Origin of the sequence: Streptomyces sp. NPDC058279, from assembly GCF_042881255.1 — a bacterium.
Classification (GTDB): Bacteria; Actinomycetota; Actinomycetes; order Streptomycetales; family Streptomycetaceae; genus Streptomyces.
Map to the genome: position 1 here is coordinate 62,916 of NZ_JBHVYA010000018.1, position 26,392 is coordinate 89,307.

The following is a 26,392-nucleotide window of genomic DNA, read 5'->3' on the forward strand; positions in this document are numbered from 1 at the left end:
CGCCATGCTCCCGCGCATCGCCGACTCCCTGTCCTTCCTCTACCTGGACATGGTCCGCGTCGTAAGACAAACACCGGCGTCTGCGCACAGATCCGCGTCGACGACCAGCGCACCGACACAGTCCACATCCCCACCGCAGCCCTGACCTCCCTCCTTCTGGGCCCCAGAGTCTCCATCACCACCGCCTGCGTGTAGATGACCCCGGCGGAGTGCTCCCCGCCGACGCGGGGGTGAACCGTCCGCCAAGACCGCCGACACCCGCGACGCGAAGTGCTCCCCGCCGACGCGGGGGTGAACCGGAGCCGAAGGGGTCCGGGAAGGGCACCGTGGCGTGCTCCCCGCCGACGCGGGGGTGAACCGCGGATCGCCTCGGCGCGCTGCGCCTGCCAGGTGTGCTCCCCGCCGACGCGGGGGTGAACCGGAGGCCGGGGCCGGCGAGCACGCACCGGGCCAGTGCTCCCCGCCGACGCGGGGGTGAATCGTATCCCTGAGGAGGCTGGCATGCCGTTGCCTGGTGCTCCCCGCCGACGCGGGGGTAGACCGTTGCAGCACACGGGCCCAGGATCTCTCTACATGTGCTCCCCGCCGACGCGGGGGTGGACCGCGGCTCCAGGCCATGCGGCTCACGGGGGAGACGTGCTCCCCGCCGACACGGGGGTGGACCGCCCTTCCGCCTGACTCTCAAGGCCGGGAACATGTGCTCCCACCGACGCGGGGGTGGACCGTCACCCCCTGCGGTTCTTTTCCTCCCCGGCAAGTGCTCCCCGCCGACGCGGGGGTGAACCGCTCGCGGAGGCGGAGGCGGAACATCTGCGCCGGTGCTCCCCGCCGACGCGGGGGTGAACCGCCGTTGTAGTCGAAGAGCCACGTTTGCCCCGCGTGCTCCCCGCCGACGCGGGGGTGAACCGCCGGGAACCGTGGTCTTTGAGGGTGGCGCGCAGTGCTCCCCGCCGACGCGGGGGTGAACCGATCGCCGGCGTAGGCTGGCCGTACCGTTCGGAGTGCTCCCCGCCGACGCGGGGGTGAACCGGAACAGCTGCACATCTTGAGGCTGCTGAGCGAGTGCTCCCCGCCGACGCGGGGGTGAACCGTGGCATGGGTCCTCCTAATAGGCGAATGCGACGTGCTCCCCGCCGACGCGGGGGTGAACCGAACTCTGCTGGCTCGTCGATGACTGTGACGGTGTGCTCCCCGCCGACGCGGGGGTGAACCGCTGGGTGCCCTTCGTGGACCGGGCCGTAATGAGTGCTCCCCGCCGACGCGGGGGTGAACCGGAATCACTGTGACCGCCCGACGCCCTGCCCGCGTGCTCCCCGCCGACGCGGGGGTGAACCGCTGGCGGACGGTCAGCCCGTCCTCGCGTACCTGTGCTCCCCGCCGACGCGGGGGTGAACCGAGCACCAGGCCCAAATTGCGGGACATGAACACGTGCTCCCCGCCGACGCGGGGGTGAACCGCGGATTCCCATGGCGGTGATGCCGTGCGTGAAGTGCTCCCCGCCGACGCGGGGGTGAACCGCATCCGTTGACTCCGGGCCTGGCGGACTGGGTGTGCTCCCCGCCGACGCGGGGGTGAACCGCAATGTTGTCGGGCACGGATAGCCAACGGTGAGTGCTCCCCGCCGACGCGGGGGTGAACCGCTCGCTTCGCGGCCGCGGTACTCGCGGTCCCAGTGCTCCCCGCCGACGCGGGGGTGAACCGACGGCACTCGACGAGGGAGAGGTGGACTACAGGTGCTCCCCGCCGACGCGGGGGTGAACCGGAGATCTCCAACGGCTTCGCGAGCATCTTCACGTGCTCCCCGCCGACGCGGGGGTGAACCGGTCCGGGACGGCAAGCAGACGAAGCAGTACACGTGCTCCCCGCCGACGCGGGGGTGAACCGTCGCCGGCTGCTTTGACGCCGTAGGCGACGAAGTGCTCCCCGCCGACGCGGGGGTGAACCGTGGGCGAGACTGACATCGGCTGAGTAGCAGCAGTGCTCCCCGCCGACGCGGGGGTGAACCGGTGATATTCCAGCGGCGCTCAGACCTCCGACTGTGCTCCCCGCCGACGCGGGGGTGAACCGGAGCAGGGTGTTCATCAGATCGTCGGGTGCGTGTGCTCCCCGCCGACGCGGGGGTGAACCGGTGGCGGCCCAGTTGTCGAAGGCGTCGAGGCCGTGCTCCCCGCCGACGCGGGGGTGAACCGGAGCGGGCCCGGCCGCCACGATCCGGGAGACCGTGCTCCCCGCCGACGCGGGGGTGAACCGTGAGGGAACACGTCGCCATCAATACGGACCGGGTGCTCCCCGCCGACGCGGGGGTGAACCGCGGATTCCCATGGCGGTGATGCCGTGCGTGAAGTGCTCCCCGCCGACGCGGGGGTGAACCTGAGGGCATGCCGACGCCGGCCTCCGAGGGGGGGCTCCCCGCCGACGCGGGGGTGAACCGCCGGCGCTGTTCGTGCCCGGCCAGTCCAGGTAGTGCTCCCCGCCGACGCGGGGGTGAACCGGACCCCCTTTTGCTGCGTGCATGGGACAGGCAGTGCTCCCCGCCGACGCGGGGGTGAACCGGACCGGCGCGACCGCGCCCTTGTTGCCCTCGCGTGCTCCCCGCCGACGCGGGGGTGAACCGCGATGCAACATGGCGATGGCCTGGCTGCGGTCGTGCTCCCCGCCGACGCGGGGGTGAAACGCCAGCGTCGCAGCGGTCGTGAACGCCGCAGCCGTGCTCCCCGCCGACGCGGGGTGGTTCGTCGGAGAGAAGTACATGAGGATGGATCAGGGCGTGTTGCCCGTCAACGGGGTGGTGGTTCGCGGGATCTGCTCAACGGGTCGGCCTGCAACTTCGACGCGGCGACCCCCGCGGTACGTCGACTTCAGCGCCACCTGTACGTCACCCGCCACCGGCCCAGGCCGGAGGAGCTCGCGCGGCGCGAGTAACCGGCCCCGCCCGCCTGGCCTCTGCTGATCGGCGGATCGCAATCCTGGCTCGCCCGTGATCTGTCACGTTCGTCTCCGCCCTGCTGGCGTGTCTGCTCGTCATGCCGTCCTACCCAACGACTGGGGCACGGTCCCACGCCCGGCTCGTTCAGCACGGGCCCTGCGCAACGCGGCGGCCTCGGTCGCCGGCCTCGCGGCGGCGCTGGATGCGGGCCTCGTCGATCGGGGCGGGCACGTCGGCCGGTACGACGTCAGGCTCGGGGAACGCCCCGCGGGACAGCTCCCGCATCGACCGGTGGGTGTTAGCCCTCCTGCGGCGTCCGGCGCTCGACCGGCGGGCTGAGTTCGTCGCGTACGGCCCGCAGTTCGGCGAGGCCGGTGGAGAATTCCTTGCTGTTCATGTGGTGGTCCCGCTCAGGTGCTGGCCATGTCGACGAAGCGTGAATAGTGGCCCTGGAACGCGGTCGTGATCGTGGCGGTCGGGCCGTTGCGGTGTTTGGCAACGATGAGGTCGGCTTCGCCCGCGCGCGGCGATTCCTTCTCGTAGGCGTCCTCGCGGTGCAGGAGGATCACCATGTCTGCGTCCTGCTCGATCGCGCCGGATTCCCGCAGGTCGGACACCATCGGCTTCTTGTCCGTGCGGTTCTCGGGCCCTCGGTTGAGCTGGGAGAGTGCGATGATGGGGATCTGGAGCTCCTTGGCGAGCATCTTCAGGGCCCTGGAGATGTCGGAGACCTCCTGCTGCCGACTGTCCGGCCGCCGCGCGGCGCCGGACTGCATGAGCTGCAGGTAGTCGATGACCATGAGCTTGAGCCCTTGGCGCTCGCGGAGCTTTCGGGCCTTGGCGGTGATGGTGACCAGGTTCAGGTTAGCGGAGTCGTCAATCCACATCGGAGCATCCATGAGCTCCGCCGTTGTTCGGTCGACCTTGGCGCGCAGCTCGTCCGGCAGGATCGCGTGCGTGATGTGGTGCAGGGGCACCCGGGCCTGCGCCGAGATCACGCGTCGGGTGATCTCGCGTCGGCTCATTTCCAAGGAGAAGAACACGGAGGGCTGACGGTCCCTCAAGGAGCAGGCCCGTACGAAGTCCTGCGCGAGGGTTGACTTGCCCATCGCCGGGCGGCCGGCGACGACGACCAGCTGTCCGGGCTGAAGACCACCGGTCAGCGAATCAAGGTCGGTGAAGCCGGTGCTGATCCCGCTGAGCTTGCCGGCGTTGGCGGCCCGCTCCTCGTAGTCGTCGTGGAAGTCCTCCAGCGCCGGCCCGAGCAGGCCCAGGCCGTCGTCCTCGTCCTCATCGACTGCCGAGAGCAAGGCTTGCTGCTGTGCTGCAATGAGCTCGCTGGCCGTGCCTTCGCCGCGCAGAGCTGTGTTCAGGGTGGTGCGGGTGGCGATGATGACCTGTCGCACCGACCATGTCTCGCGGACGATCTCCGCGTAGTACCTGACGGAGCCGACTCCGAACATGAAGCCTGTCAGGGTGAAGAGGTAGGCGCTGCCGCCGACCCGGGCGCTCTCGCCCCGCTGCGTGAGCAAGGCAGAGAGCGTGATCGGGTCGGCGGCCTCTCCGCGGAGGTACATCCCGACCGTGGCCTCAAAGATCGTCGCGTGGGCCGGCTTGTAGAAGTGCTCCGGCTTCAGGACTTCGACGGCTGCGCCAATGGCTTCCTTGGACATCAGCATCGCGCCCAGGACCGCCATCTCGGCGTTGAGGTCGTGCGGCGGGGCGGCACCATCGAGGCCGCCCCGCTGCTCGGGGAGTTCGAGTTCCTTCACTGGGCTACTCCGGCAAGAGCGATCGGGCTGCACGTCCAGCAGTCCACGTATTCGTACTGGTCGTTGAAGCGCTTGCGGTCGTGCTGGCCGCAGTCGCCGCACCACTCGACAGCAGCGGCACTCTGCTCGGTCGGCGCGGTGGAGCGATCGGCGTGCTTGTGCAGGTCGGTCCATCCGCGCGGGGCCATCTCCTGGACCCGGTCGCACAGCCACCAGGCGGGGAAACCGTCGCCCAGCAGGTCGGCGGCCGCGGAGCGGATCGTACCGAGGGCCTTGCTGGTGATCGGCCTGCGGAGCGCCTTTCGGTAGGCGGCGACGACCTGGTCCGCCTGGTCGTCTGCCGTCCGGGGGGCGGGGACCACCCCGGCGGTTTTTGGCGCAGCCGAGGTCTCTCTCTCCGTCACGGCAGAACCATCCTCACCGGGTGCCGCATCAAGCGCACCCCCCTCTTGAGAGAGAGATTCTTTAAGAGAAGAAGGAACCGCCGCACCTGTGCGGCCACCCCCTCATCAGGGGTAGCCGCATCCATGCGGCCACCCCCCGGGGGGCTGCTGGCCTGCTGCCTCGCCTTTCGGGCAGCCCTCGCCTCCCGCTCAGCCTGCCGCTTCTGGGCCCGGGCGGCGGCGCGCTCGTCCCACCGCTCATGGTCGAGCAGGCGGTACAGGCTGGGGATGTTCACCCGCGGGTTATTGGGGTCCGGGCGCCGCTCGACCTCAAGCAGCCCCTTGTCCTCCAGCCGCTTCGTGGACCGGTCGACGGTGTCGACCGACCGCCCGATGCAGCGGGCGAGCACCTTGCGGGTGGGGATGTCGTCGGCCTCCGGGGCGTCGTCAGTCTCACGGGTGCCCTGGTCGGCGAAGGAGGCGATGGCCGCGTAGAGTGCCTTGTCGACAGGTTCGACACTGCCGTCGCGTGCTAGCAGGGCGTCGAACTTGATCCAGTCGATGGCGGCCGCGCTGACGACCCGGGGGATCAGATCGTGGCGCATACCGCCCCTCCCGGGACGAGGGCGGTGGGACGGATCGCTGCGGACCCGGGGTGCACAGGTACGTGCACGGCACACCTCCTAGTGGATGTTGTGCCGTGAACTCTCCACATGCGGGCTTGCCCGAAGGCTTGCCCGCTGCTCGGAAGGCCCAGGTGACGGGCTTGCCCATTCTCGCGCCACCTGGGCAGGCTGGCACTGGGCGAGCCAGGATGCGCGGGAACAGGCGCGGACAGGCCGGGGGGGCAGTGGGATGGTCGGGGTACAGCCGCTGCGGCGGCTTTCTTCAGGTGTGACACATACGGTCCCTTGGTGAGGGAGCCGTGGATCAGCTGATCAACTGTGTGACGCAGACCACTGGGCAAGCCTGTGCTGGGCTGCCCGGGAGTCGTTGTCTATGCTGTTGGGTAGGTGATCGATGGGCCCTGGCGGTCCAGGCACCCAGCGCGGTCACCGCGCTGACCACGACTCCGGATGCTTGCCGGCTGGGGAGTCGCTTCAACGGCCGTTCCTGTCCTACCAGGGGCGGCCGTTGGTCTTTTCTCTCGCTACGGGGAGGTGCTCGGGTTCATCGGGAGGTCCTCCTTCCCGGATCATCGTCCGCAGTTCTGGGCTGAGGAGGCTTAGGCCTCGAAGTCGTACTCAAGGACGTAGGCGCGTGAGTCCAAGGTCATCTCGTTCACCTCGACGGCGCGGCCGTCCTCGGTGAACGCAGTTCGCGAGATTTTGATCACCGGAGTGTCGGCTGCGATGCCCAAGCAGGCACGCTCGTCCGCCGACGGCATCCGGACGACCACTTCCTCCCGGAAGCGGGAGGGCCCGGCCCCTAGGTCGGCGAGCCGGGCGTAGATCCCGCCAGGACCGGTGTCGGTCTGGGTGATCGGCGTACCGGCGACGAGTGCGTTGCTGAGGTACGAGGTGGACATCAGGATCGGTCGGCCGTCGACGACATGGCGCCGACTACGGGCGAAGGCCTGCTCCCCCTCAGGGAGGGCAAGAACGTCGGCGACCTCTGCGGAGGGCGTCACCGCGCCGAGGACGTAGCTGTCGGTCGTCAGCGCGCGGCTGTCGTCCGCGGCGAAGAGTGACTTGCCGGCACCCCAGTGCTCCCTGGAGAGGCGGGCGGCACCGCGTCGGCGGATCGGAGTGAACGGCTCCACGACGAAGAAACCGGCGCCCTTGCGGGACTCCACGATGCCTTCGGCTTTGAGTTCCCGCAGGGCCTGACGTGCTGTCATCGCGGCAACGCCGTACTGCGCGGCAAGGGGATTCTCGCCAGGGAGCCTGTCACCCGGCCCATAGTCGCCGTTGTCAATCGCCTCCCGCAGAGCGTCAGCGATTTCGCGGTACTTCGGCTGCTCGGTCATTTTCGCAAGTCATCCCCTCTCCACCTCGCTAGCGATCCTACGACGCGCCGCCACGAGATTAGCGGCGGCGCCCCTTCGACACGAGCGTACATCGCTAGCGAGATCTTGACATCCCTAGCGAGATCGCGGTTTCCTAGTCGCGTCGCTAGCGAGGTCCGGAGGGGCCGAGGCGGAGCGGCATAGGCATCCCCATGTCAAAAACGGCTCCCGGGATTGCGCCCCGGGAGCCGTCGCACAGGCCGTCCACGTCTGAGGAGAACGACCCGTGAACCCCATCATCGCAGCCTCCAATCGCACGACCCACCCCGAGGGACTGGAACAGGTCGAGGTCCTGCACCAGCTGCAGCTGATGACCGGCGTGTTGCCGATCGACTGGCTGGCCCCGCTGAACGAGTCGCCGGAACAGCAGGCGGCGCGCCTGGAGTTCAGGCCGACGTGCTCCTCGGCATCACCGAGCACGACCCGCAGGCCGCCCGCTGCGTCGCCGAGCTATGCCGCCGGCTGACGGGCGAGCCCGAGGCCAAGCAGACCGACCGCGTTTTCGGCCCGGTCACCGCGGACTCCCACCAGAGCCGCCCCGCCTCCGTCCCGTTCTCGGCCACTGTCGTGCTCGTGTCCTCCATCCGGAAGGGCAAGTCCGTGCCGGCGGCCGTCTTCACCGTGCGGAAGGTGCAAGTCGCATGAGCACCAGCACCCCCCGCGGCCTGCCCTTGAACGTCCAGGCCCTGGTGACGTGGTCCCTTGACACCCCTTCGGCGGGCGTCCGCCCCACGCTGGCACCAGCGCGTAGATCACCCTCAAGGCGAACCTTCGCAGGACCGCAGTAGGTCGTCCGTCCCAATTTGGACGGCCGGGGTCGAGAGCTTCATCAAACTCCCCCGGGCCGAAAGCACGACGACTGCGCGCACGTCGCAGCGCAGTGCGCTGTCTGTCCTGCGGGACGCCCGGCTTGCCGAGCGACCTGGAGGGCGGAGAGAGCATCGCAACGCGCCCCTTGCCACTCCACTCACGAGGAGTCCGCATGTCTGCCTCGAACATTGAGCGCACCGCCCGTACCCGCAAGAGCCGGACCCGCTCCCGGAACATCAATGGCCGCCCGGCACTCGTCATCTCCGCCCTCAAGCCCCACCAGTACGACCTGCGCCCCGCATGCACGTCGCTGATCTGCCCCGACTGCAGGACGTGGGTGCCGATCACCGGCATCCAGGCCCGGCAGCAGAAGCTGGTCCCACACGACACCGGCCGTGCGGGGAAGGACCCGGCCGTCCGCTGCCAGGGCAGCAACCGCCTGGTCACCGTCGACGTCGCGTACGAGAAGTGGCAGCAGCGCCTCCAGGACGGCGGCGCCGAGACCGCCGCCCGGCGCCCGACCACCGTGCTGCCGAAGCCATTCAGCCCCCGGACTGACCAGACCCTCCGGGCTCGGGCCGAGCGCACGCCGGCCGGACGCGTAGCCGACTGGAACGCGGTACTGCCCCAGGCCGCTGACGTCGATGCGACCCGTCGGCAAGTTCCCGCCGGGGACGCGCCGCTGGATGGCCCCGAGGTGCCGCTGACCACGCTTCACCCTCAGCGCCCGGCCTGTTGAACCACGGCACGATCGACCACGGCCCTGGCCGACCCGCACCGCGGGACGGCCAGGGCCGTGGCTGCTCGTACAGCAGTCAGAAACGACGAACCCCCGGGCTTAGGCCCCCGGGGGTTCGTCTTTGCAGTCCCCCTCCAGAAAGGGAAGACGCACATGCACAGGATGACATCGACTGAGGTCCGCCGGATGCGGCGCCCGGTACTTCAGGCCGCGATCGACGCCGGCGCCAAATGCGTCCAGGCCGACGCCGACCTCTTCTTCCGGGCCGACGGCGAACCGCCGGCCACCTGGCAGGCGCAGCGCGCCGAGGCGATCGCCTTCTGCCACGGCTGCCCCGTCCGAGCGGCCTGCGAGGAGCTGGCCCTGCGCGACGGCGACGGCAACGACCGTGTCGACGACCTGGTCCGCGGCGGCCGCTCCGGCAGCGAGCTCGCCGCCCTCCGCGAGCTCCAGACCCAGCGCCTCAAGGCAGCGATCAGCGCCGACGAGGCCAGCGACCAGGAGTGGAGCGAGCTCACGACCCTCGCCGTGGAACTGGGCAGCGAGGCCCGCAGGATGCCGACCCGGAGCGGCGGCATGCCGCACCAGGCCGAGCTCCTACGGCAGCAGAACGAGCGGATCGCCGAGCTCGCCGCCAAGCTGGCTGTGGTGCGCACCGCCCGTCGCGCCCGTACCGGTTGGGAGGTCGCGGCATGACCACCACCCTGACCCCGCGCGCCGGAAAGATCGACGACATCGAGAGCGGAGACGACGCTCGCGGCTACGAGCGGGACGAGACCGACTCCCTCCACCAACTCGGCACCCTGCTGCTCACGATGGCCGAGCGGGACGACGCCCGGATCCCCGCCGGGCGCCGTGCCCGGCGCACTCTCGCGGAGATGGCCCCCGGCTACGTCCGGCCCCCGCTGCTGCGTTTCAACGTGCCGGTCCGCGCGGCGGACGACGCCTGCGTCCTGTGCGGTTTCTGGACCTGCCGCTGCGGCCAGGCCGCCACCGTCCCGGTCCGGGCGCGCGTGACGGGCGCAGTCCGGTGAGTGGCTGCGGTCACCCGCCGACCCTGGTCACCGTGAACTGCATCGGCGCGGACGGTCGGCCGTACCAGTCGGTCAGGCACGAGCCCTGTACCTGCGGAACGCAACCGCCGCCGCAACCGGCTCCGCAGCCCGAGAAGGAGTAGGCGGCGTGCACATACCGACCGCTCGTACCGTCCAGCACCACGCGGTACGGGCCATCGCCGCGCGCGGCCTGTCCCACCCGCTGACCCAGGCGCTCCTGGTGGCCGCCGCTCTCACCGCGGCGGCTGCCTGGGACGCCGGCCACCGCGTCACCGACATCCACCCGCCCCTCACCAGGCGCAGCAAGAGCTGAGCACCGCTATCCCACCAGGCGCCCTGGGAATCAGGTCGCTGCCCACGGCCCCGGCTCGCTTCGTACCGGCTGCCCGCAGGGTGGCCGGCCTTTCGTACGCCTCCAGCCCGAAAGTCCATCTCGGGCCTCATTCCCGTAGGAGAGCACATGCGTACCAGCACCCCGCTCGACACCGCGACGGCCGCCAGCACCACCCGGCTGCCGGACTCGCTCTGCACGCACAGCCCGAAGTGCCCGACGGCCGACAGCCCCGACCGGGAGGCCGCGCGCGTCGTGGCCGCCCACCCGGAACAGGGCTGGAGCCTCCTCTGCAACTCCCTCATCGTCTTCGACGACACCGGCGAGCTGCTCCCCGACGGCCGGACCGTCGAGCCGCACCGCCCCATTGGCGCCACGGAGGCCGCGCGGCCCCTCCAGGTCGCGGACACCCACGCGCTCATCGGCGGCACGGTCAGCGGGAAGACCAGCGCGGCCGCGCTCCACGCGGCGGCGTCCCTGGCCAGTACCTCGCATCCGGCCTGACGGCTGCCTGATGCGCCCGCACCGGCCCGCCGAACCTCTGGCGGCCGGGTCGGGCGGTGACTGGGAGCCGGGCAGCCCGGACCCGCCGGCCCCGGGCCGGTGTACGCGATTGAGGAGAGCACGTGACCCAGCCCCAGACGCAGGCCGTACGCCCGAAGGTCACCTACACCAAGGCGACTTCGTCCTGTTCCGCGACGTCGAGAAGTTCTGGCTCGGCAAGCCTGGCCATACCTTCGTCGGCCGGGTGGAACGGTCCTGGCGCCACGCCGACACCGGCAAGGTCCTCTACGACCTGGTCGAGCTGAGCGCCAACCGCGCCCGCGCCGGGATCGACCCCGACTACATGCGGCTACTCCCGGCCGCCGACGCGATGCACGACATCGACTCCGCGCCGCTGAGCGAGCCGGACACCGGGGCGATGACCCCGGCCGCCGTCGCCTGGCTGCGCCAGCACCTCGGGCAGGACAGCAGCGCGCTGCCCGCCCGTTCCTGACCGCCTGCTGCACGCAGACGGCCCTCCGAGTCCCCGGCATTTCAGCTGCCGGGGCCCCGGAGGGCCTGGTCACGACCCTACCGACCGACGCCGACCCGCGGTGGCCTCTTCCACGAGGCGCCGGAGTAAGAGAGGACACCCCCGTGGCCAACACCACCGCCCGGCGCAGGCGTAAGCCCGCCCCGGCTGCCAAGCCCCGCGGCGCCGGGCGCGCCAAGGCGCCCGCCGCCGAGGCTTCGATCCCCGCCCAGGCCGCTGCCGAGGACACCACGACGCTGGTGCACGAGGAGGCCGACCCGGTCCTGGCCGACGCCGCCGACCGCGCCGCCGACCTCCGCGACCAGGCCACCGCCGACGCCGCCCGGATCGTCGCCGCGGGCGAGGCCCGCGCCGCCGAACTCCTGGACGGCGCCCGCGCGGAGGCGGCCACCCTCACCGAGGAGGCCACCAGCGAGCAGTCCCGCATCCTGGCCGACGCCACCACGACCGCCGAACAGGCCCGCACGGACGCCGAGACCACGGCGGAGCAGCTGCTCGCCGCCGCCCGGGAGAAGGCCGAGGCCCTCACCACCGAGGCCAGCGGCAAGGCCGACAAGGTCCTAGCCGCCGCAGCGGCGGCCGCCGACCGGATCCGCGAGGACGCCGCGACCGACGCCGACCAGGTCCGTACCGACGCCGAGGCGGCGGCCGAGCAGCTGCTCGCCGACACGCGCCGCAAGGCCGAGACCCTCACCACGGCGGCGGCCAGGAAGGCGGAGGAGCTTCTGGCCGATGCGCGCCGCCGGGCGCAGGACACGCTCACCGCGGCGGCTGCCGACAGCGAGCGGGTCCGTACGGAGGCCGGCCGGGAGGCGGCGCAGGTCCTCGCCGACGCGACGGACCAGCGCACCGAGCTCCTCGCCGACGCCGAGCGCACGGCCGCCGACACCCGTACGCGGGCGGCCAAGGACGCCGAGGAGCTCCTGGAGCGCGCCCGTGCCGACGCGGAGCTGACGCGTACGAGCGCGGACGAACTGGCCGCGCAGGTGCGGGCCGGAGCCGAGAAGGCGGCGGCCGGCCTTCGCCAGGACGCCGAACGCGCCCTGGCCGACGCCCGTTCCTCCGCTGAGGAACTGCGGACCGCCACCGACACGGACGTCGCCCGGCTGCGGGAGCAGGCCGAGACGGACGCGAAGACGGCCCGGGAAGCGGCGGCGAAGGCCACGGCTCACCAGGCCGCTGCCGAGCAGGCCCTGGCCGAGGCCGAGCGGAGCCTCGAAGCAGCCACGCAGCGCACCGTGCGGCGGGCCCGCCGCCGGGAGATCCGGGCCGAGTCCCGCGCCAAGCGGCGCAAGGCCCGCGACGAGGCCCGGCCCACCGGCGGTGTCCCGCCTCTGTCCGGGCAGGAGCTGCTCCTGGTCGTCGGGATCGTCTTGGCGGCCGCGGTCGTCTCCACCCTTGGCCTGCTCTCCTCCTACACCGCCCTGGAGGCCAAGGCCGCCGGGTGGGGCTGGGAGTGGCCGTGGCTGCTCCCGGTCGGCATCGACGTCGCGATCCCCGCGTTCACCGGCGCCAACCTGATCCTGATCCGGATGGGGATGGAGCTGCGCTGGATCCGCTGGGTGCCCAGGGTGCTCACTGCGGTCACCGTGTATCTGAACTGGAACGCCTCGGACTCCGCGTCGGGCCGCATCGGGCACGCAGCCCTCACCCTGCTGTGGGTGGTGTTCTCCGAGATCGCCTCCCACGTGTACGCCACGAAGATCGGCGCGGTCACCGGCAAGGTCCGCATGGACACGGTCCGGCGCTCGCGCTGGCTGCTCGCCCCGATCCCCACCGCCCGGCTGCGCCGCCGGATGATCCTGTGGGAGATCCACTCCTACGACGAGGCGCTCACCCGCCTCCAGCAGGAGACCTGGCTGCGAGCGCGACTGCGCGAGGAGTTCGGTCTGCTGTGGCGGTGGAAGTCTCCACTGGAGCAGCGGATGGCGCTCAAGCTCGGATCGGCGCCCGCCGCGCTCGCCGACACGCTCACCCCTGAGGACGCTCACACCGTCGAGCGCGCGGACGTGAGCGCTGGCGCTCACCCGGAACCGAGCAGCGCTCACCCCGAGGTGAGCGCGCTCACCTCCGGCAACGGGGAGGGCGAGCGCGAGCGCCCGGCGCTCACTGCAGGCGCTCACCCCGGTGAGCGCCCGGGGGAGGCCGACGACGCTCACCGAGCGGAGAGCGCCCGTACGCGCAGCGAGCAGGGCGCGCTTACCGAGCGCCGCCACGAACGGATCCGTCTCCTCTACACCGAGCTCGGGCGCCGCCCGCAGTGGACGGAGATCCGTGACGCGCTCACCCAGGCCGGTCTGTCCGACGAGCCGGTCTCCCGCCCGACCGCCCAGCGCCTGCGCGAGCAGGTCGAGGAGGGCGCCCCGAGCGCTCCGGTGAGCGCGAGCGTGAGCGCCGGGGCGAGCGTCCCGGTCAACGCCTGAGCGTCCACCGGCGCTCACCGCCCTGCCTGAGCGCCTACTGCGCTTACCTTCCCTGCCGCTCATGGTCGCCCCCGGTCCGCGCTCACGCTCCCCGGAGCGTGAGCGGACCGGTGACGGCCACGGCCGGCAGGCCGCTCGCCCGCACCGCGCCCCGAGCGCAGCGGGCCAGGCACAACCGAGCACCACCCACCCCGCGCCACGACCGCATCCGTCTCCTGTGCACCGAGCTCGGGCGCCGCTCCGAGCGGCTGGAGATCCGCGACGCGGTTCAGGCGCACGAAGGCCCCCTGCTGAAGCGTGATCAGCGGGGGGCCTCGGTTTGTCTACTCACGCAAGAAAGGAGCACAGCATGGCACCCACGACGACCGGGCCAGCCCCGAAGTCTGGGCGCTTCCCCCGTACGACGACCCCGCCGGCGCCCGCGCTGGCACCCCCCGCGGTGATCCCGCCGGCCCTGGAGATCTGGGCGCCCGACCCCCCGACCTGGGGCCAGCGCATGATCCCCAAGGGAATCCGGTCCGCGATGGCTGACTTGGGGCTTTGGCAGGAGCCGCGCCCCTTGAAGCCCTCGTTCCACCTGGCCCAGGTGATCGAAGTCCTCACCCGCTACGGCTGGTGCCAGTCCTTCGATTTCTCCCCCACCGGACGTATGTGCATCAGGGGTGCCCAGACCTTTCTGGAATCCACCGGGCACGTCACCACGATCGACCGGGGGAAGGCCGTGAATTACCTCCAGTCCCAGCTGGCCCGCCAGGGCGTGAACATGCGGTTCTGGGAGTGGAATGACCTTTCCGGCAACACCTTCCGGGGTGTGGAGGCCACCATCTCGGCGGCCTCCGACATGGCGCGTAAGAACGGAGACTGAAATGACACCGGACGAAGAGAGGGCATTCGAAGGAATTCAGGCCGGAATGACGGCCGGAATGACCTTCGGGAACAGCGCTCCGGACGCTTCCCCGTGCGCCGACGAAGGGCCGTACGGGACGCCGGTCGTGCACAAGAAAGCCGGTCTGACCCGCCGTGGAAAGGTCGCCGTCGCGGTGGCCGGGGTGGCGATCGTCGGCGGCGGATCCATCTGGTTCCAGGTCCATTCGGCGGCCGTCGCGAAGGACGAGAAGGAGGCCGCCGCCCTCCAGATCCAGATGAAGAAGCTGGAGCTGGAGGAAATGAGGATCCGGAACGAGCAGGCGAGCACCGACAAGAAGGCCGCCACCGCCTCCGCCGAAAAGATCCAGGCGGCCGTCGACAAGTGCGTGAAGGACTCCTCCACCCTGACCGGCCAGGGGTACGTGCCCCCGCGGAGCGCCGTCGTGGCGGACTGCAAGCAGCAGTACGAGACCGCCGACGGGTCCGGCATGCAGGCCGCAGGCAGCGCCCAGGGCGCCGGGAACGCAGGGGGCGATGGGATCAACTCCCCCGCCCTGCTGGGTCTCGTCGCCGGCGGCGCCCTGGCCGTCGCGGTGCTCGCACGCAAGGGCAAGAAGGCCGACGCATAGTCACGCACGGTGATTAATTACTCCCTCCCTCCCGGCGGAGAGCGCCGCAATCGGACTCCCATGGTCCGGTTGATCCGCTGCTCTCCGCTGGGAGGTAAGGAGTAGGGAACCACCACGAACACGCAGAGTGAGGAAATCATGGCGACCGATACGGCGCCCCCGGTCCCCGCGGGACCCCCCGATCCGTCCGCCGCGCCAGCCGCCGGCACCGCCCCGGCACCCGCCGCGGACACCGGCATCATGGCCGCCCTGATGGCCGCGGTGGAGCCCGCCCGACCGGTCACCGCGACCGGCGCCGGGGCAAGGCCGGACGGTGACGATCCGGCCGCGAAGGCGGACCCCGACGGAGTGGTGGACCGCTCCTCCCCGGGCGTCACCAGCGAGTCGTTCAAGGCCCCGGAGGACCTGACCGGAGCCGGCTCCGACGCAGCCGGTACCCGGCACAAGGAGGGTGTTTTCAAAACCCTGATCCGGGCGGGCGCGACCCGCTGGGCGAAGGGCGGCGGGACCGCGAACAAACGGCTGGACCTGGAGAAAGCCAGGGCCAGTGCGCACCAGGTGAAAGAGGCCCGGACCACCACGGTCATGAAATCGCCTGGACTTCCTACCCGAAACGGCTCAGGAGGGGCCGGGGGAGGGGGCCGCAATTCCGGCGGAAGTAGTGGCGGCAATTCGGGTCGTAATTCCAGCGGGAACGGCTCCACGGGTACCGGACGCGGCGGAAGCGGCGGCGCCATCGGAGGCGGCGGGCGCGGCTCGTCCGGCTCGAATGGGAGCGGTGGATCCGGCAGCGGGCGCGGCACCAGCGGAAACGGTGGCGGAGGTTCGTCGAAGGACACCAGCCCCAAGGGGCCGAAGGACTCCGGGGGCAAAGGGAAGGACGGCTCCTCGGGGAACGCGGGATCCGGCGGAAAGGCTGGAAAGGACGGAAAGGCCGGTGTCTCCGGAAACGGCGGCGGATCGACGTCGGGCGGCTCGTCCGGCGGTAATTCCGGTAGCTCGAAGGACAAGGCCGACAAGGGCAAGGGCGAGAAGGTCGACCTGAAGAAGGGCGGCGGCGGCCAGGGCTCGGGCGGCTCCTCCGGGAGCAGTGGCGGCTCCGGCTCGCGCGGCTCCTCCGGGAGCGGCGGCGGATCCGGTTCGAGCGGCTCCTCCGGCAAGAACGGTGCGGCCGGCCACAGCTCGAACGGGACCGACAACCGGACGCCGCTCCAGCGTTCGCGGGAGGTCGGTCACGGCGACGGCTCCGCGGTCCGCAACGTGGTCGACCACGTGAAGGCGTACGCGCAGGGCGCGAAGGACGGCTACCGCGACAAGAAGGAGGAGAACGGCAAAGAGCACGCGCGGCTGGACAAGGCGCACACCGACCACAAGGCGAAGCAGCAGGACCCGAAGCAGGGGACGACGGTGACCGGGCGCAGCGGCCACACGATCGTCATCGCCCCGCCGGACGAAGGAGACGACGGAGTGAGCACGGACGTGAAGCCCCTCCTGGTCAAGGAGATCGACGCGAACACCCTGACCCTGGGCACGGACGGCGCCCGTGGGTCGATCAGCCGCAAGGAGCTCCGCAACTTCAAGCAGTACGAACGCAAGCTGGAGGCCAAGGAGAACCACCTGATCAAGGTGGCCGACGCGTGCAAGTCACTCGAGGCCGCGGCGGAGGACGAGGCGAAGGACTGCCAGGAGCTCGCCGACCAGGCCAAGGCCGTCGCAGGCGGCGAGAAGCTGGCCGCGAAGCTGACGAAGCTGGCCGACGCCGCGAAGGCCCAGGCGACGGAGGCCGCCGAACTCCACAAGCGCGCGAAGCGGGCGGCGGAGATGTGCAAGGTCGTCCTGACCAACATCGGGACCCGGTACGCGCCGCTGTACAAGGCCGTGGTCGACAGCGACGAGACGAAGCCAGCCGAACTGCGCTTCTACAACGACAAGGGCTCCTACGCGCCCGCCGCGTAGCACCAGGAGGGACAGAAGATCATGGCGGAGCTGACGTACAAGGTCCTCGTCAAAAGGGCCCAGGACAAGGAAAAGGCCTTGGCCCGCAACGCGGAGGGCGTCAAGAAGGCCGCGGACAACATCAAGGAACTGGCCGACGACACCGCCTCCGACGCGGACGCGCTGGGCGCCAAGAGCGTGGACCGCGACTCCTTGGCGGAGTGCCAGGAGCTCGCGAAAATCATCCGCGGCGTGTCGGACGGTGCGATCACCTACGCGTCGAAGACGTCCGACACCGCGAAGGCCGCGAAGGCGGCAGGCGACCAGGCCCGCACCACCCACGCCGGGTTCCAGGAAGCCTTCGACCGCTCCGACGTGACGGATCTGGAGAAGGTCTCTCGCGACTGGTTCGAGCAGGAATAGCACCACCACACCACCGGCGCGGCCGGCCCGGGGAGTCCATCCTCCGGGCCGGCCGCGCCCTTTGCGGATCACCCAGGATCCAGACAGGAGTAGCCCCCGATGTCCACCCTCACCAAGACCGTGCCGAACGCGGAGCCTGCGGAGCGCGCCGCCGCGGCGCTCCAGATCGCCCTCCCCGTCGGGGTGGGCATCCTGGCCCCCTACCTGGACCCGAACGCGGCGGCCTATGTCGGGGCCGGCTTCCTGGCCGGTGCGACGTTCGCCGGCGCCAACTACATGAACCGGCTGGGCCGCTGGGCGAACCAGCTCCCCGGGATCGACATCGCGCGGGCGCACCGCGACACCATGGGGATCTCCACGATCACCACCGGCATGGGCCTGGCGCTGGGCCAGCTGGGCGGAGCCGAGGCGTCCGAGGCGCTGATGGCCGGTGTCTTCGAGCCGACGACCGTGCCCGGGATTCTGTCGCTGGGCTGGTGGGCCGCGGTCGTCTTCACCGGCTGGCGCCTGCGCCGCGTCTTCGGCCACCGGAAGATCGAGGTGGAGCAGGCGCAGCCGACCGGGCAGGCCGCCCCCGCCAACACCGGCGACCCGGGCCCGGTGTCCCTGGCCGACAAGATGATCGCGGCCTGGGGGCGCGTGATCAGCGACCCGAAGAACGGTCGCCACCGCAACCAGGTCCTCTCCGATGTCGTGATCTACGCGGACCGCTGGGAGGGCCGGATCACCGCCGCCCTGGGCGACTCCGTGAACGTGTCGAAGGAAGCCGTGAGCAGCCTCTTCGGCCGCTCCGTCGACGACATCACCCTGAAGTACGGCGCGCACTCCGGGGAGGCGTTCATCACCGTGTGGTACACCCAGCGCCCGGAGCTGGACCCCTCCACCCTCCAGGGCGCCTGGAAGCGCGTCCAGGCGCGGGTCCTGCCGAAGACCCACCTGGAAGAGGTCGGCGAGGACGTGAACACCGGTGGCCAGGTGGCGCGCGTCGTGGCCGACGACGACCTGGACGCACTTCCCCGCGTCGTCAACCTCGGGGAGCTGGCCGGAGCGCTGCGCCGCTCCATCGACCTCGTCTCCTACGAGCCGGGACGGCGCGACCCCAGGCGCGCGATCATCCGCATCATGGACCACAACCCGCTGGAGGCCGGGCACGAATTCCAGGGCCTGGACTCGCTGAAGGCCACCGAGGGCGGCTGGGTCAACATCGGGAAGATCGTCTCCGGCTTCCCCGCGAAACTCCAGCTGTTCGACCCGAAGCTGGGCGCCCTCCACGTCGTGATCGCCGGTACCACCGGCTCCGGCAAGGGCGGCACGGGCCAGATGATCAGCCTGGCCTACCACGCCAACAAGATGGCCCAGATCTACGGCGACCCCAAGGGCGCCAGCAACCCCGCGATCCCGAAGATGGCCGCCTACAGCGGCCTGACAAAGTACGGCGCCCTGGGCGCCATGCGGCTGTCCTGGTGGGTCCTCCAGCACCGGATCGACGAGGCCGCCCGCCTGGACCTGAAGAACTTCGAGCCGTCCGCGATGCGGCCGTACTGCGCCACGATCCTGGACGAGGCCGCCCAGATGCTGGCCCCGGGAGCAGAGAACCGCAAGGAGGCCATCAAGATCGTCAAGGATGGTGCCTCCCTGACCCGCTCCATGGGCATGCCCTGGGTCCTGATCAACCAGACCGTCAACCTGGACCAGCTGGGCGGAGAGCAGGCCATCCGTGCCAACCTCATCGCCGGCGGGACCTGGATCATCCTGCGCACCGACAGCGACCAGGTGAACCTGGGCGACCTGCCCCCCGGCTTCGACGGGCTGGACCCCTCTCTGATCCCGCCGGTATGGGTGGAGGAGGACGACGCGCTGGTCTACGACCCGACCATGGCGGAGTCGGACCCGCGCCGCACCTTCGGCCTGGGCTACGTCGCGGCACCGGGCGGGCGCGCGGGCATGATGCGCATCGACACCCTCGAGGACGCCACCGAGCACATCCGGCCGGAGAACATCATGGCCCCGGTCGACGTGCCCTGGTGGGGCGACCAGGCGCGCATGGAGGAGCTGGCCATGACGCCTATCCCCGGCTTCGAGGAGAAGGACGGCGAAGGCGGGACCGGCGAGGCGGGCATGTCGTTCGCCGGTGTCGACCTCCCGAAGGCCAAGGAGCTGACGTCGGAGGAGAAGGTCCTGGCAGCCCTCCGTGACGAGTCCGACCCCATGTACGTGAACATGGTCGACGAGGGCGACGAGATCGACCCCGAGGACATCGACTACGTGGAGCGGGGCCAGCTGCAGGCCGCCTGCGGGGTGGCGGAGTCGACCTTCGCGAACGTGCTGAACAAGCTGGAAAAGGCAGGAAAGATCCACCGGATCAAGGCAGGAAAGACCTCAAAGGTGGCCCTGGGCCCCCGGCCGGAGGCGACCGGCGAAGAGGCCGCCTGACCGCTGTCCCACAACGGCGCGCTTCCCACACGGGAGGCGCGCCGTTCCTGTCCGTGATGAACCCCACCCAAGCCCCCCAGTCCTTCCGCTGACCTGACGCTCTGCCTGGTCCTCGCCCAACCCGCCTTCGGGGTCGGCGAGGACCGGACAGGCCGCCCGGCCGCACGCCTCACCCTTCCGCCCCGTCGACGGTCCTTCCGCCGGCGGGGCGCAGCACTGCCCGCCATCAACCCTGTTGGAGGACAACCCGTGCTCATCCCCCGCCCGCGCCGCCGCATCGGCCGGCCCCGCCCGCAGCGCCCCGGCCCCCGCTACCCGCACCGCCCCCACCGGCTCCCCGGTACCCGGAGCCGGTGATGCCCCGCCCTCGGAAGAAGGGCCGCCGCCGCGAGCTCAAGAAGGTGCCGCGCAGCACCGCGACCCTGCCTGAGTACGACCGGCGCTCTTGTCCCGAGGACCTGGTCACCCGACGCCAGCTGCGCGAGCGGGGCCTGAGCCCCGGCGGGCACGGCCCGGTCGCGGTCCTTCGCTGCAAGTACTGCGCGTACCGGCCCGACCAGTCGTGCAACCACCCGACCAGGGGCTGGCTTTACGACGTAAAGATCGCCCGGCCGAAGCGCGTGCCGACGATGGCGCAGGAATGGGCGCTGGACCGGGCGATCGCCGCAAGGTCCACGTGCCCGGAATGCCAGAGGCGCTACTACTTCTGCCTCCCGCTGCGCACCCAGGGCCGCTGTGACCCCTGCGCCAGGGGCTACGAGCCCAGCCCCGACACCTACTTCGCCTCCACGGCACCGGTCATCCACCGGCTCGCCGCCTGATCAACGACACCCTCGAAGGAGAGTCACCTTGCCGCTGTTCACCCGCACCGCCCCGCCGCGCCTGAGACGTGGACGCCGGAGGGGACGCTCGTCTGCCAGCGCTACCGGGCGCTGGAGGGCGCGACCGTCCTCGTCTACACCGCCGACGCCGACCGGAACACCGCGCACTACGCCGCCGCCTGCCTGGGCTGCACCTACCGCGCGGACCAGAACACCGGCCACAACCCGATGTCGGAGGCAGAGGCCGCCAAGGCCGCCAACGCGCACGCCACGACCTGCCGGTCGATGCCGCGCGGCGTGCCCACCCGGCCTGACGACACCGAGGCCGTCGAACTGATCCGCTCCCGGCTGTGGCGCCACCGCTACGGCACGGCGCCGCGCCCGGTGCACCTCTCCGACTTCAACGCGCTGCGCGTCGACGTCCAGCGCTCCACCGACTGGATCAAGGCGCTGCTGGCGTCCCTCGCGCAGGCCGAACCCGGCTTCCTCACCGCGACGCCCACCAGTTCCGGGCAGGGCACCCGCTTCACCGTCCAGCCCTTCGGCCGGCCCTGACGCACGAACTCCGCCCCCGGCCACGCAGGCCGGGGGCGGAGCCGCACACCGGGGCGACCGCAGCATCGGCAAAGAGGCCGGCCGCCCCGCTCCCTTCACCCGAATCCGAGATCAGGAGAACCCCAGCATGCCCCGACTGCCTCTCACCACCGAGCGCCTGGCCCTCTTCGGAACCCTGCTGGCGACCTTCGGCGAGCTGCATCCTGCCTGCGACCACTGGGTCCAGGGCAGTAAGACGGCCTCGAGGAAGCGGCTGTACGGCAAGGACCTGGTCCACACCGACGGCTCCCCCGCCACGCCGGACTCCACCCGCCCGACCATGACCACCACCACGCTCGGCAGGCGTGCCGTGGCCTCCCATGTCGCCTCGTACACCGCCGTACAGCTCGGGGTGACCATCGCGATCACCCGCGTGTTCGGCTACCGCGTCACGCCCACCGCGCTGCTCGCCGGTGCGGCCATCAACGCCGGAACGCACGCGGCGATCGACCGCGGGGCCGCTCTGCTGTGGCTGGCGAAGAAGACCAAGAAGACCGGCTACATCGAGCACTGCCAGGCCGTCCGCCTTGCCGACGACGGCACGCTGACCCGGGAGGTGAACGGGCCGGGCAGTTCGTGGATGGAGCTGGACGCCGCCCTGCACCGCGCGATCGGAGTCGGCGCCGCCGCCGTCACCGTCTGGCTCACCACCCGCCCCGGCGCCCGCCGGTGACCCGCACCCGCATCGAACGCGTCCGCGCCGCCGTCGGCATCGCCTCCCTGGCCCTCCAGCAGATTGAGGACGACCTCAGCGCCGACGACGTCGACCAGGAGGAGCTCGCCGCGATCCTGCGCGAGCTCATCGAGGACACCGACCCGCCCGGCGGGTTCATCCCGTTCCTCGCACAGCTGGTCACCGCCGCCGCCCGCCGGGCTGAGCGGGTCGAACCTGACCGCGACGGTGACGCCTCCTGCCCGCTGCACGAGGCCGCCGCCCTGATCACCGACAACGCCGGGCAGCGCCTCATCTGGGCGGCCCGCGCCCTTCACCCGCAGGGAGACAGCTGATGGCGAGCGCGAAGGCCACGAACCCGCCCCGGGGGGAGTGCACGCAGTGCTGGTTCCACGCGTACGCCAGCCGTCAGGCCCACGCCGGGCTCGGTCCGCGTGAGGACTGCCCGCAGTGCGTGGACCACATGAAGCACGGCCACCCCGACCACATGATCGTCCGCTGACGGGCGGGAAGCCGCCGCCCCTCACCGACCTCTCGCCGGGCAGCGCCTCATCGGGCTGCCCGGCGCCCTCACTCGCAAGGAGATCTCGCATGACCGAGTTGATCTATCCGGAGATGCCCGCGAACAGCCTGGTGGTCCTCATCGGCCCGTCCGGCGCCGGGAAGTCCACGATCGCGCGCACCTGGCCCGCCTCGCAGGTCCTGTCCCTGGACGCGCTGCGCGAGGTCGTGAGCGACGACGCGGGCGACCAGGACGCGACCGGCGACGCGGTGGCCGCCCTGCACCTGCTCCTGGAGGCGAGGATGCGCCGCCGGCTGTTCACCGTCGTCGACGCGACCAATGTCACCAGGTCTGCCAGGGAGCCGCTGGTCGCCGCCGCCAAGCGGCACGACATGCTGCCCATCGCGGTCATGGTCGCCACGCCCGGCAGCGTCTGCATCGAGCGGCAGGGACCGAGGCCGGCCAACCGCACGGTGCCGGAGGCCGTGGTCGTCAAGCAGCGTCAGGACATGGTCGACTCGCACCAGACCCTCAAGGCGGAGGGCTTCCCCGAGGTCGTCTTCTCCGACAGCCTCTACCGGCTGCTGCCGTTCCTGGAGCGCCTGAGCGGGACGCGGCAAGCCGACCTCGGTCTGGACGGCAGCGACGGCCTGGGCGAACTGAACCTCGTACGCCGGACCTTCGGCGAGGAGATCCTGCCGCTGTGGCGGTGGAAGGACGGCTCGAACGTCGCCGGGGGCGACCGCGTTGCGGAGATCCGCCTCGGTCAGATGTACCTGACCCTCGCCCTGCGCACCGACGTGGACGGCGAGGGCGACGTCGGGTTCGACGTGATGGTGCCGTGCCCGCACGACGACGAGTGCACCGGCTATGCCTGGGTGCCCGCCTACAGCGTCACCTGCCTGTTCCGGGCGCTCAACGGCGACCTGGACGACGACGAGGACATCGTCTGCACCGTCCACGGAGCCAACGACGGCGACGACCAGGAGGACGACCCCGAGGGCCGCGCCGACCTCGAAGCGCAGGCCCTGGAAGCGATCAGCGGATGACGGCCACGACCCCCACGTGCGGCTGGGACCAGGCCGTTTTCCGATGCGGCCGGTGCGGCACCGCGCACACCGCCACCACCGAGACCGACTACCTCAAGGCGGTCGGCGTCCACGGTGACGCCCACGCGGTGTGGGACCGCCTCAACCCGATCGAACGCGACGGCCTCGCCTCGATCTTGCGCACCATCCTGTCCGCGCCGGAGCTCGCCGCGGAGCTCCTGGCGCTCGCCGACCGGCAGCCGGCCGGAGGCGAGGGCAGGTGAGCCGCGCCGCCGACGGACCGCACCCGCACCCCCTCACCCCGGCCGACCTCCCACCCGGTGACGACTGGTTCCGCGGCTGCCCGGACTGCCACCTCCCGATCCAGGGCGGGGGCGCCGGCCTCACCGCGCACCGCCGCACCGTCCACAACCCCCGCCGTGACTACGGCGACCGCCGCACCCCCATCACCATCCGGCTCGACTTCTGACAAGGAGGCCCTTATGGCCGTCCAGACCGCTCAGGCCGACACCTTCACCGCGCTCGACACCTGCTTCACCGCGGAGCTCGCCGCCCTCATCGGCAGCGAACCGCCGCGCGGCCTCACCCCGAACCGGTTCATCGACCTGGTCGAAGAGGTCCGCGACGTCCTCGCCGACTCCAGCCTCGGCAACTTCAAGGACGCCAGCGACGACCTGGACTCCGCCGCCACCTACCTCACCGACGCACTGACCGAGCCAGGCGCCGATCAGCCCGCGCTCATGGCCCGCGCGCGGACCCACCTGCGCGACGCCATCGAGACGGCCAGCTGACCCCTGCATGAGTTGAGCGCACTCTGTGCCGCCCCGGACCCCGCACCCGCCGGGGCCGGGGCGGTCGCAGTGGCCCCTCAACACAGAGAGGAGATGGACGTCATGCCGCTGCCCTACTTCGAGGTGGACGTCCCCATACGAAGCACCGAGCAGCCCGGCCTCGAAGGCGGGCACGTCTTCACCGGCCGCGCCGACAGCCGCAGCACCGCCGTACGGATCGCCCGCGAGGTCTACGACGCGGCACGCGCCGCGCAGGAGGCCGGGCGCGAGATCCCCCACGGACGGCCGGACGGCTGGGGAGCCTGTGGCTACCGGCCCGGCTGGGAGCTCGACTGGCCCGCCGCGACCGCTGGCCACTGGACGAACCCCAACACGTGGGCCAAGCCCCACACCTTCGAGCTGTAGCTCTGCCCCGGGACGGCCGCCATCGGCCTGGTAACCACGTCGACCGCCCCGGGCCCACCCAACCCGTACGAGACGAGAGGGAGATCCCCAGTATGGACTCCGTCCTGCACGCTTCGGGCCGGTTCGGCCCGCGCACCCTTCTGATCGCTACCGCCGTCGTGCCAGTGACCGGCTGGGCGGTGCACGCCGTCGCGCTGCACAAGAAGCTCGCCGCCACGAAGCGCGACCCGCTGACGGGCCTGCTGCGCCGTGACTCCTACACCGCTCGCGCCCGGCGAATCCTGGACCGCCATGGCGACAGCACGGCCGTGATCATGGTCGACGCCGATCGCTTCAAGGCCGTGAACGACTCGATGGGCCACGCGGCCGGGGACGCCGTTCTCGCGGCGTTCGGCGCCCGGCTCACCGCCTGGGCGGGACCGCGCGCCGCGATCGGCAGGCTCGGAGGCGACGAGTTCGCCCTGGTCCTGGAGCTGGACCCGGCCCGCCGCGCCCACCGGTTGGAGCAGCTGGTCCGGATGCTGCATGCACCGGTTCGCCTGGATGACGGCCGCACGGCCATCGTCGCCGCCTCGGTCGGCGCCGCGACTCCTGACGTGATCGGCAGCCGGGACCTGTCGCAACTCCAGCGGGCCGCCGACGCCGCCCTCTACGACGGAAAACACTCCGGCCGCCCCGTCACCGCCACTGCCGCGCACGCCAGGGTGCCCTCCGCCAACGGGCGCCGCGCAGGCAGGCCGGGCACGGCTGTGTGGGGGCGAGCAGCGTGACGGGCCTGCGACCGTGACCGGCCCCCAAGACAAGCAGCCGTGGGAACCGGGTCTGATCCCGGATCCCGGCGCCGTCCTGGACTGGCGCGACAGCCGGCATTTCGACCGCTGGCAGGACCGCCCCTGCGCCCTGTGCGAGGGGCCCACGCCGATGCGCTCCCACCACGGGGAGCCAGTCCACAAGGCGTGTGCTGAGAACTGGCTTGCTGCGAACCCCACCGAGGCCCGCCGCCTTGGCCGGTTCGCCTCCGACGTCCAGGCCAAGCGCCAGCGCGATGACGACCACGCGTGAACCCCTCCACCCGGAGGCCCCCATGAACAGCGCTCGGCAGTACGACGACCACCAGGCCCTGGCCTACCCCGAACCGCCGCCGCACCCGATGTGGCACCGGTACGACCCCAGGCCTCGACAGCTCACCCCCGAAGAGCAGCAGCGCCACACCGAGGACCTGCTCCGGGCCCTGCACACCCCCCGACCCCGCTCTCCTCGCACCCACCAGACCTTGGCGGAGGCCAGCTGATGAACCCCCAGACGCACCTCGCCGTCGACGGCTACGTCGACGCCATCCCCGCCCCCGGCGACGCCAGCGGGGGCACTGCCGTATTTGATCTGATCGTCTCCCCCGGCAACGACGCCGACCCCGACACCCCGGACCTGGTGTTCGCCTGCACCACCGCGGACCCCGCCCTCACGAACGCGCTCCTCACCGAGATACAGCCCGGTGACCTCCTGCATGTCTCGGGCACGGTCGCTCAGCCCGACGACCGGGACGCGCCCAGGCAGCTCACCGTCAACGCCCTGGAGGTCCTGGACGCCGCCCCGGGCCCGCTCCTTCACATGGTGCTGGAGCGGTATGGCATCTACGTCGTCGTGTTCGACGCCGACCGCGAACAGGTCCCGGTCTTCACAGCCTTCGGGACGTGGGTCGGTGAGGCGGCCAGTCCCGATGAGATCGGCGCCCTGATCGGCGCGTTCGAGAACGGCGGCGAGCCGCGATGACGACTGCCACCGCGCAG

General features: G+C 71.3%; 32 protein-coding genes, 2 pseudogenes and 1 CRISPR repeat array. Of the genes and pseudogenes, 29 read left to right on the plus strand and 5 right to left on the minus strand.

Annotated features, from left to right (window positions below):
- Window positions 1-4: 4 nt before the first annotated feature.
- Window positions 5-183, plus strand: a pseudogene (locus tag ACFVXJ_RS26335) (type I-E CRISPR-associated endonuclease Cas1); the annotation flags it as partial.
- Window positions 184-209: 26 nt separating this feature from the next.
- A CRISPR array of direct repeats spans window positions 210-2,791; the repeat unit is 24 nt; unit sequence GTGCTCCCCGCCGACGCGGGGGTG.
- A gap of 279 nt (window positions 2,792-3,070) precedes the next feature.
- Here the strand turns inward: ACFVXJ_RS26335 and ACFVXJ_RS26340 are convergent.
- The 5 genes from ACFVXJ_RS26340 to ACFVXJ_RS26360 form a co-directional block, all read right to left on the minus strand.
- Window positions 3,071-3,211, minus strand: a complete 141-nt coding sequence (locus ACFVXJ_RS26340) for a hypothetical protein (protein ID WP_389665300.1) — start codon at window positions 3,209-3,211, stop codon at window positions 3,071-3,073.
- Between the two features lie 125 nt (window positions 3,212-3,336).
- Complete coding sequence (dnaB, locus tag ACFVXJ_RS26345) at window positions 3,337-4,731, minus strand: replicative DNA helicase (protein ID WP_389665302.1); 1,395 nt, start codon at window positions 4,729-4,731, stop codon at window positions 3,337-3,339.
- Complete coding sequence (locus ACFVXJ_RS26350) at window positions 4,695-5,102, minus strand: hypothetical protein (protein ID WP_389665304.1); 408 nt, start codon at window positions 5,100-5,102, stop codon at window positions 4,695-4,697. The genes dnaB and ACFVXJ_RS26350 overlap by 37 nt, the downstream gene beginning before the upstream one ends.
- On the minus strand, window positions 5,099-5,686 hold the full coding sequence (locus ACFVXJ_RS26355; protein WP_389665306.1) for a helix-turn-helix domain-containing protein: 588 nt from the start codon (window positions 5,684-5,686) through the stop codon (window positions 5,099-5,101). Before ACFVXJ_RS26355 ends, ACFVXJ_RS26350 begins: the two co-directional genes overlap by 4 nt.
- Window positions 5,687-6,306: 620 nt before the next feature.
- Window positions 6,307-7,050 (minus strand): GntR family transcriptional regulator, encoded by a 744-nt coding sequence (locus tag ACFVXJ_RS26360; RefSeq protein WP_389665308.1) that lies wholly within the window; start codon window positions 7,048-7,050, stop codon window positions 6,307-6,309.
- A gap of 265 nt (window positions 7,051-7,315) precedes the next feature.
- Between ACFVXJ_RS26360 and ACFVXJ_RS26365 the strand changes: the two genes are divergently transcribed.
- The 28 genes and pseudogenes from ACFVXJ_RS26365 to ACFVXJ_RS26500 all read left to right on the plus strand — a co-directional run bounded on the left by ACFVXJ_RS26365 (window position 7,316) and on the right by ACFVXJ_RS26500 (window position 26,375).
- On the plus strand, window positions 7,316-7,555 hold the full coding sequence (locus ACFVXJ_RS26365) for a hypothetical protein (RefSeq protein WP_389665310.1): 240 nt from the start codon (window positions 7,316-7,318) through the stop codon (window positions 7,553-7,555).
- Window positions 7,486-7,734, plus strand: a complete 249-nt coding sequence (locus tag ACFVXJ_RS26370; protein ID WP_389665312.1) for a hypothetical protein — start codon at window positions 7,486-7,488, stop codon at window positions 7,732-7,734. Before ACFVXJ_RS26365 ends, ACFVXJ_RS26370 begins: the two co-directional genes overlap by 70 nt.
- Window positions 7,735-8,071: 337 nt before the next feature.
- Window positions 8,072-8,638 carry a hypothetical protein gene (locus ACFVXJ_RS26375; protein WP_389665314.1) on the plus strand — a complete coding sequence of 189 codons (567 nt, stop codon included), beginning with the start codon at window positions 8,072-8,074 and terminating at the stop codon, window positions 8,636-8,638.
- A 162-nt stretch (window positions 8,639-8,800) separates the two neighbouring features.
- Window positions 8,801-9,334 (plus strand): WhiB family transcriptional regulator, encoded by a 534-nt coding sequence (locus ACFVXJ_RS26380; protein ID WP_389665315.1) that lies wholly within the window; start codon window positions 8,801-8,803, stop codon window positions 9,332-9,334.
- The gene (locus tag ACFVXJ_RS26385) at window positions 9,331-9,672 is read left to right on the plus strand and encodes a hypothetical protein (protein ID WP_389665317.1); all 342 of its coding nucleotides are present in this window, start codon (window positions 9,331-9,333) and stop codon (window positions 9,670-9,672) included. Before ACFVXJ_RS26380 ends, ACFVXJ_RS26385 begins: the two co-directional genes overlap by 4 nt.
- Before the next feature lie 148 nt (window positions 9,673-9,820).
- The gene (locus ACFVXJ_RS26390) at window positions 9,821-10,006 is read left to right on the plus strand and encodes a hypothetical protein (protein WP_389665319.1); all 186 of its coding nucleotides are present in this window, start codon (window positions 9,821-9,823) and stop codon (window positions 10,004-10,006) included.
- Window positions 10,007-10,153: 147 nt separating this feature from the next.
- A pseudogene (locus ACFVXJ_RS26395) lies at window positions 10,154-10,411 on the plus strand (DUF5999 family protein); the annotation flags it as partial.
- A gap of 361 nt (window positions 10,412-10,772) precedes the next feature.
- Window positions 10,773-11,021: a hypothetical protein gene (locus tag ACFVXJ_RS26400; RefSeq protein ID WP_389665321.1), complete on the plus strand. Its 249-nt coding sequence runs from the start codon at window positions 10,773-10,775 to the stop codon at window positions 11,019-11,021.
- A gap of 143 nt (window positions 11,022-11,164) precedes the next feature.
- The gene (locus tag ACFVXJ_RS26405; RefSeq protein WP_389665323.1) at window positions 11,165-13,483 is read left to right on the plus strand and encodes a DUF2637 domain-containing protein; all 2,319 of its coding nucleotides are present in this window, start codon (window positions 11,165-11,167) and stop codon (window positions 13,481-13,483) included.
- A gap of 349 nt (window positions 13,484-13,832) precedes the next feature.
- The gene (locus ACFVXJ_RS26410) at window positions 13,833-14,348 is read left to right on the plus strand and encodes a hypothetical protein (RefSeq protein ID WP_389665325.1); all 516 of its coding nucleotides are present in this window, start codon (window positions 13,833-13,835) and stop codon (window positions 14,346-14,348) included.
- 46 nt (window positions 14,349-14,394) lie between these two features.
- Window positions 14,395-14,979 (plus strand): hypothetical protein, encoded by a 585-nt coding sequence (locus ACFVXJ_RS26415; protein WP_389665327.1) that lies wholly within the window; start codon window positions 14,395-14,397, stop codon window positions 14,977-14,979.
- Window positions 14,980-15,117: 138 nt separating this feature from the next.
- Window positions 15,118-16,935 carry a hypothetical protein gene (locus tag ACFVXJ_RS26420; protein ID WP_389665329.1) on the plus strand — a complete coding sequence of 606 codons (1,818 nt, stop codon included), beginning with the start codon at window positions 15,118-15,120 and terminating at the stop codon, window positions 16,933-16,935.
- 21 nt (window positions 16,936-16,956) lie between these two features.
- The gene (locus ACFVXJ_RS26425; RefSeq protein ID WP_389665331.1) at window positions 16,957-17,337 is read left to right on the plus strand and encodes a hypothetical protein; all 381 of its coding nucleotides are present in this window, start codon (window positions 16,957-16,959) and stop codon (window positions 17,335-17,337) included.
- Between the two features lie 99 nt (window positions 17,338-17,436).
- Complete coding sequence (locus tag ACFVXJ_RS26430) at window positions 17,437-19,770, plus strand: hypothetical protein (RefSeq protein WP_389665333.1); 2,334 nt, start codon at window positions 17,437-17,439, stop codon at window positions 19,768-19,770.
- A gap of 356 nt (window positions 19,771-20,126) precedes the next feature.
- Window positions 20,127-20,591 carry an RRQRL motif-containing zinc-binding protein gene (locus ACFVXJ_RS26435; RefSeq protein ID WP_389665335.1) on the plus strand — a complete coding sequence of 155 codons (465 nt, stop codon included), beginning with the start codon at window positions 20,127-20,129 and terminating at the stop codon, window positions 20,589-20,591.
- 228 nt (window positions 20,592-20,819) lie between these two features.
- Window positions 20,820-21,146 carry a hypothetical protein gene (locus tag ACFVXJ_RS26440; RefSeq protein WP_389665337.1) on the plus strand — a complete coding sequence of 109 codons (327 nt, stop codon included), beginning with the start codon at window positions 20,820-20,822 and terminating at the stop codon, window positions 21,144-21,146.
- A gap of 127 nt (window positions 21,147-21,273) precedes the next feature.
- Window positions 21,274-21,858: a hypothetical protein gene (locus tag ACFVXJ_RS26445; RefSeq protein ID WP_389665338.1), complete on the plus strand. Its 585-nt coding sequence runs from the start codon at window positions 21,274-21,276 to the stop codon at window positions 21,856-21,858.
- On the plus strand, window positions 21,855-22,193 hold the full coding sequence (locus tag ACFVXJ_RS26450) for a hypothetical protein (protein WP_389665340.1): 339 nt from the start codon (window positions 21,855-21,857) through the stop codon (window positions 22,191-22,193). Before ACFVXJ_RS26445 ends, ACFVXJ_RS26450 begins: the two co-directional genes overlap by 4 nt.
- Entirely contained in the window at window positions 22,193-22,360 is a 168-nt protein-coding gene (locus tag ACFVXJ_RS26455) for a pRL2-8 (RefSeq protein WP_389665342.1), read from the plus strand. Before ACFVXJ_RS26450 ends, ACFVXJ_RS26455 begins: the two co-directional genes overlap by 1 nt.
- Before the next feature lie 89 nt (window positions 22,361-22,449).
- On the plus strand, window positions 22,450-23,409 hold the full coding sequence (locus ACFVXJ_RS26460) for an AAA family ATPase (RefSeq protein ID WP_389665344.1): 960 nt from the start codon (window positions 22,450-22,452) through the stop codon (window positions 23,407-23,409).
- Window positions 23,406-23,672 carry a hypothetical protein gene (locus tag ACFVXJ_RS26465; RefSeq protein ID WP_389665346.1) on the plus strand — a complete coding sequence of 89 codons (267 nt, stop codon included), beginning with the start codon at window positions 23,406-23,408 and terminating at the stop codon, window positions 23,670-23,672. Before ACFVXJ_RS26460 ends, ACFVXJ_RS26465 begins: the two co-directional genes overlap by 4 nt.
- Window positions 23,669-23,878 (plus strand): hypothetical protein, encoded by a 210-nt coding sequence (locus ACFVXJ_RS26470; RefSeq protein ID WP_389665348.1) that lies wholly within the window; start codon window positions 23,669-23,671, stop codon window positions 23,876-23,878. Before ACFVXJ_RS26465 ends, ACFVXJ_RS26470 begins: the two co-directional genes overlap by 4 nt.
- A 13-nt stretch (window positions 23,879-23,891) precedes the next feature.
- On the plus strand, window positions 23,892-24,200 hold the full coding sequence (locus ACFVXJ_RS26475) for a hypothetical protein (protein ID WP_389665349.1): 309 nt from the start codon (window positions 23,892-23,894) through the stop codon (window positions 24,198-24,200).
- Between the two features lie 102 nt (window positions 24,201-24,302).
- Window positions 24,303-24,605: a hypothetical protein gene (locus ACFVXJ_RS26480; protein WP_389665351.1), complete on the plus strand. Its 303-nt coding sequence runs from the start codon at window positions 24,303-24,305 to the stop codon at window positions 24,603-24,605.
- A gap of 92 nt (window positions 24,606-24,697) precedes the next feature.
- A complete protein-coding gene (locus ACFVXJ_RS26485; RefSeq protein ID WP_389665352.1) occupies window positions 24,698-25,375 on the plus strand; it encodes a GGDEF domain-containing protein in 678 nt (225 codons plus the stop codon).
- Window positions 25,376-25,388: 13 nt separating this feature from the next.
- A complete protein-coding gene (locus ACFVXJ_RS26490) occupies window positions 25,389-25,667 on the plus strand; it encodes a hypothetical protein (protein ID WP_389665354.1) in 279 nt (92 codons plus the stop codon).
- 22 nt (window positions 25,668-25,689) lie between these two features.
- Window positions 25,690-25,896: a hypothetical protein gene (locus tag ACFVXJ_RS26495; protein ID WP_389665356.1), complete on the plus strand. Its 207-nt coding sequence runs from the start codon at window positions 25,690-25,692 to the stop codon at window positions 25,894-25,896.
- Window positions 25,896-26,375 carry a hypothetical protein gene (locus ACFVXJ_RS26500; RefSeq protein ID WP_389665358.1) on the plus strand — a complete coding sequence of 160 codons (480 nt, stop codon included), beginning with the start codon at window positions 25,896-25,898 and terminating at the stop codon, window positions 26,373-26,375. The genes ACFVXJ_RS26495 and ACFVXJ_RS26500 overlap by 1 nt, the downstream gene beginning before the upstream one ends.
- The last annotated feature ends 17 nt before the right edge of the window (window positions 26,376-26,392 follow it).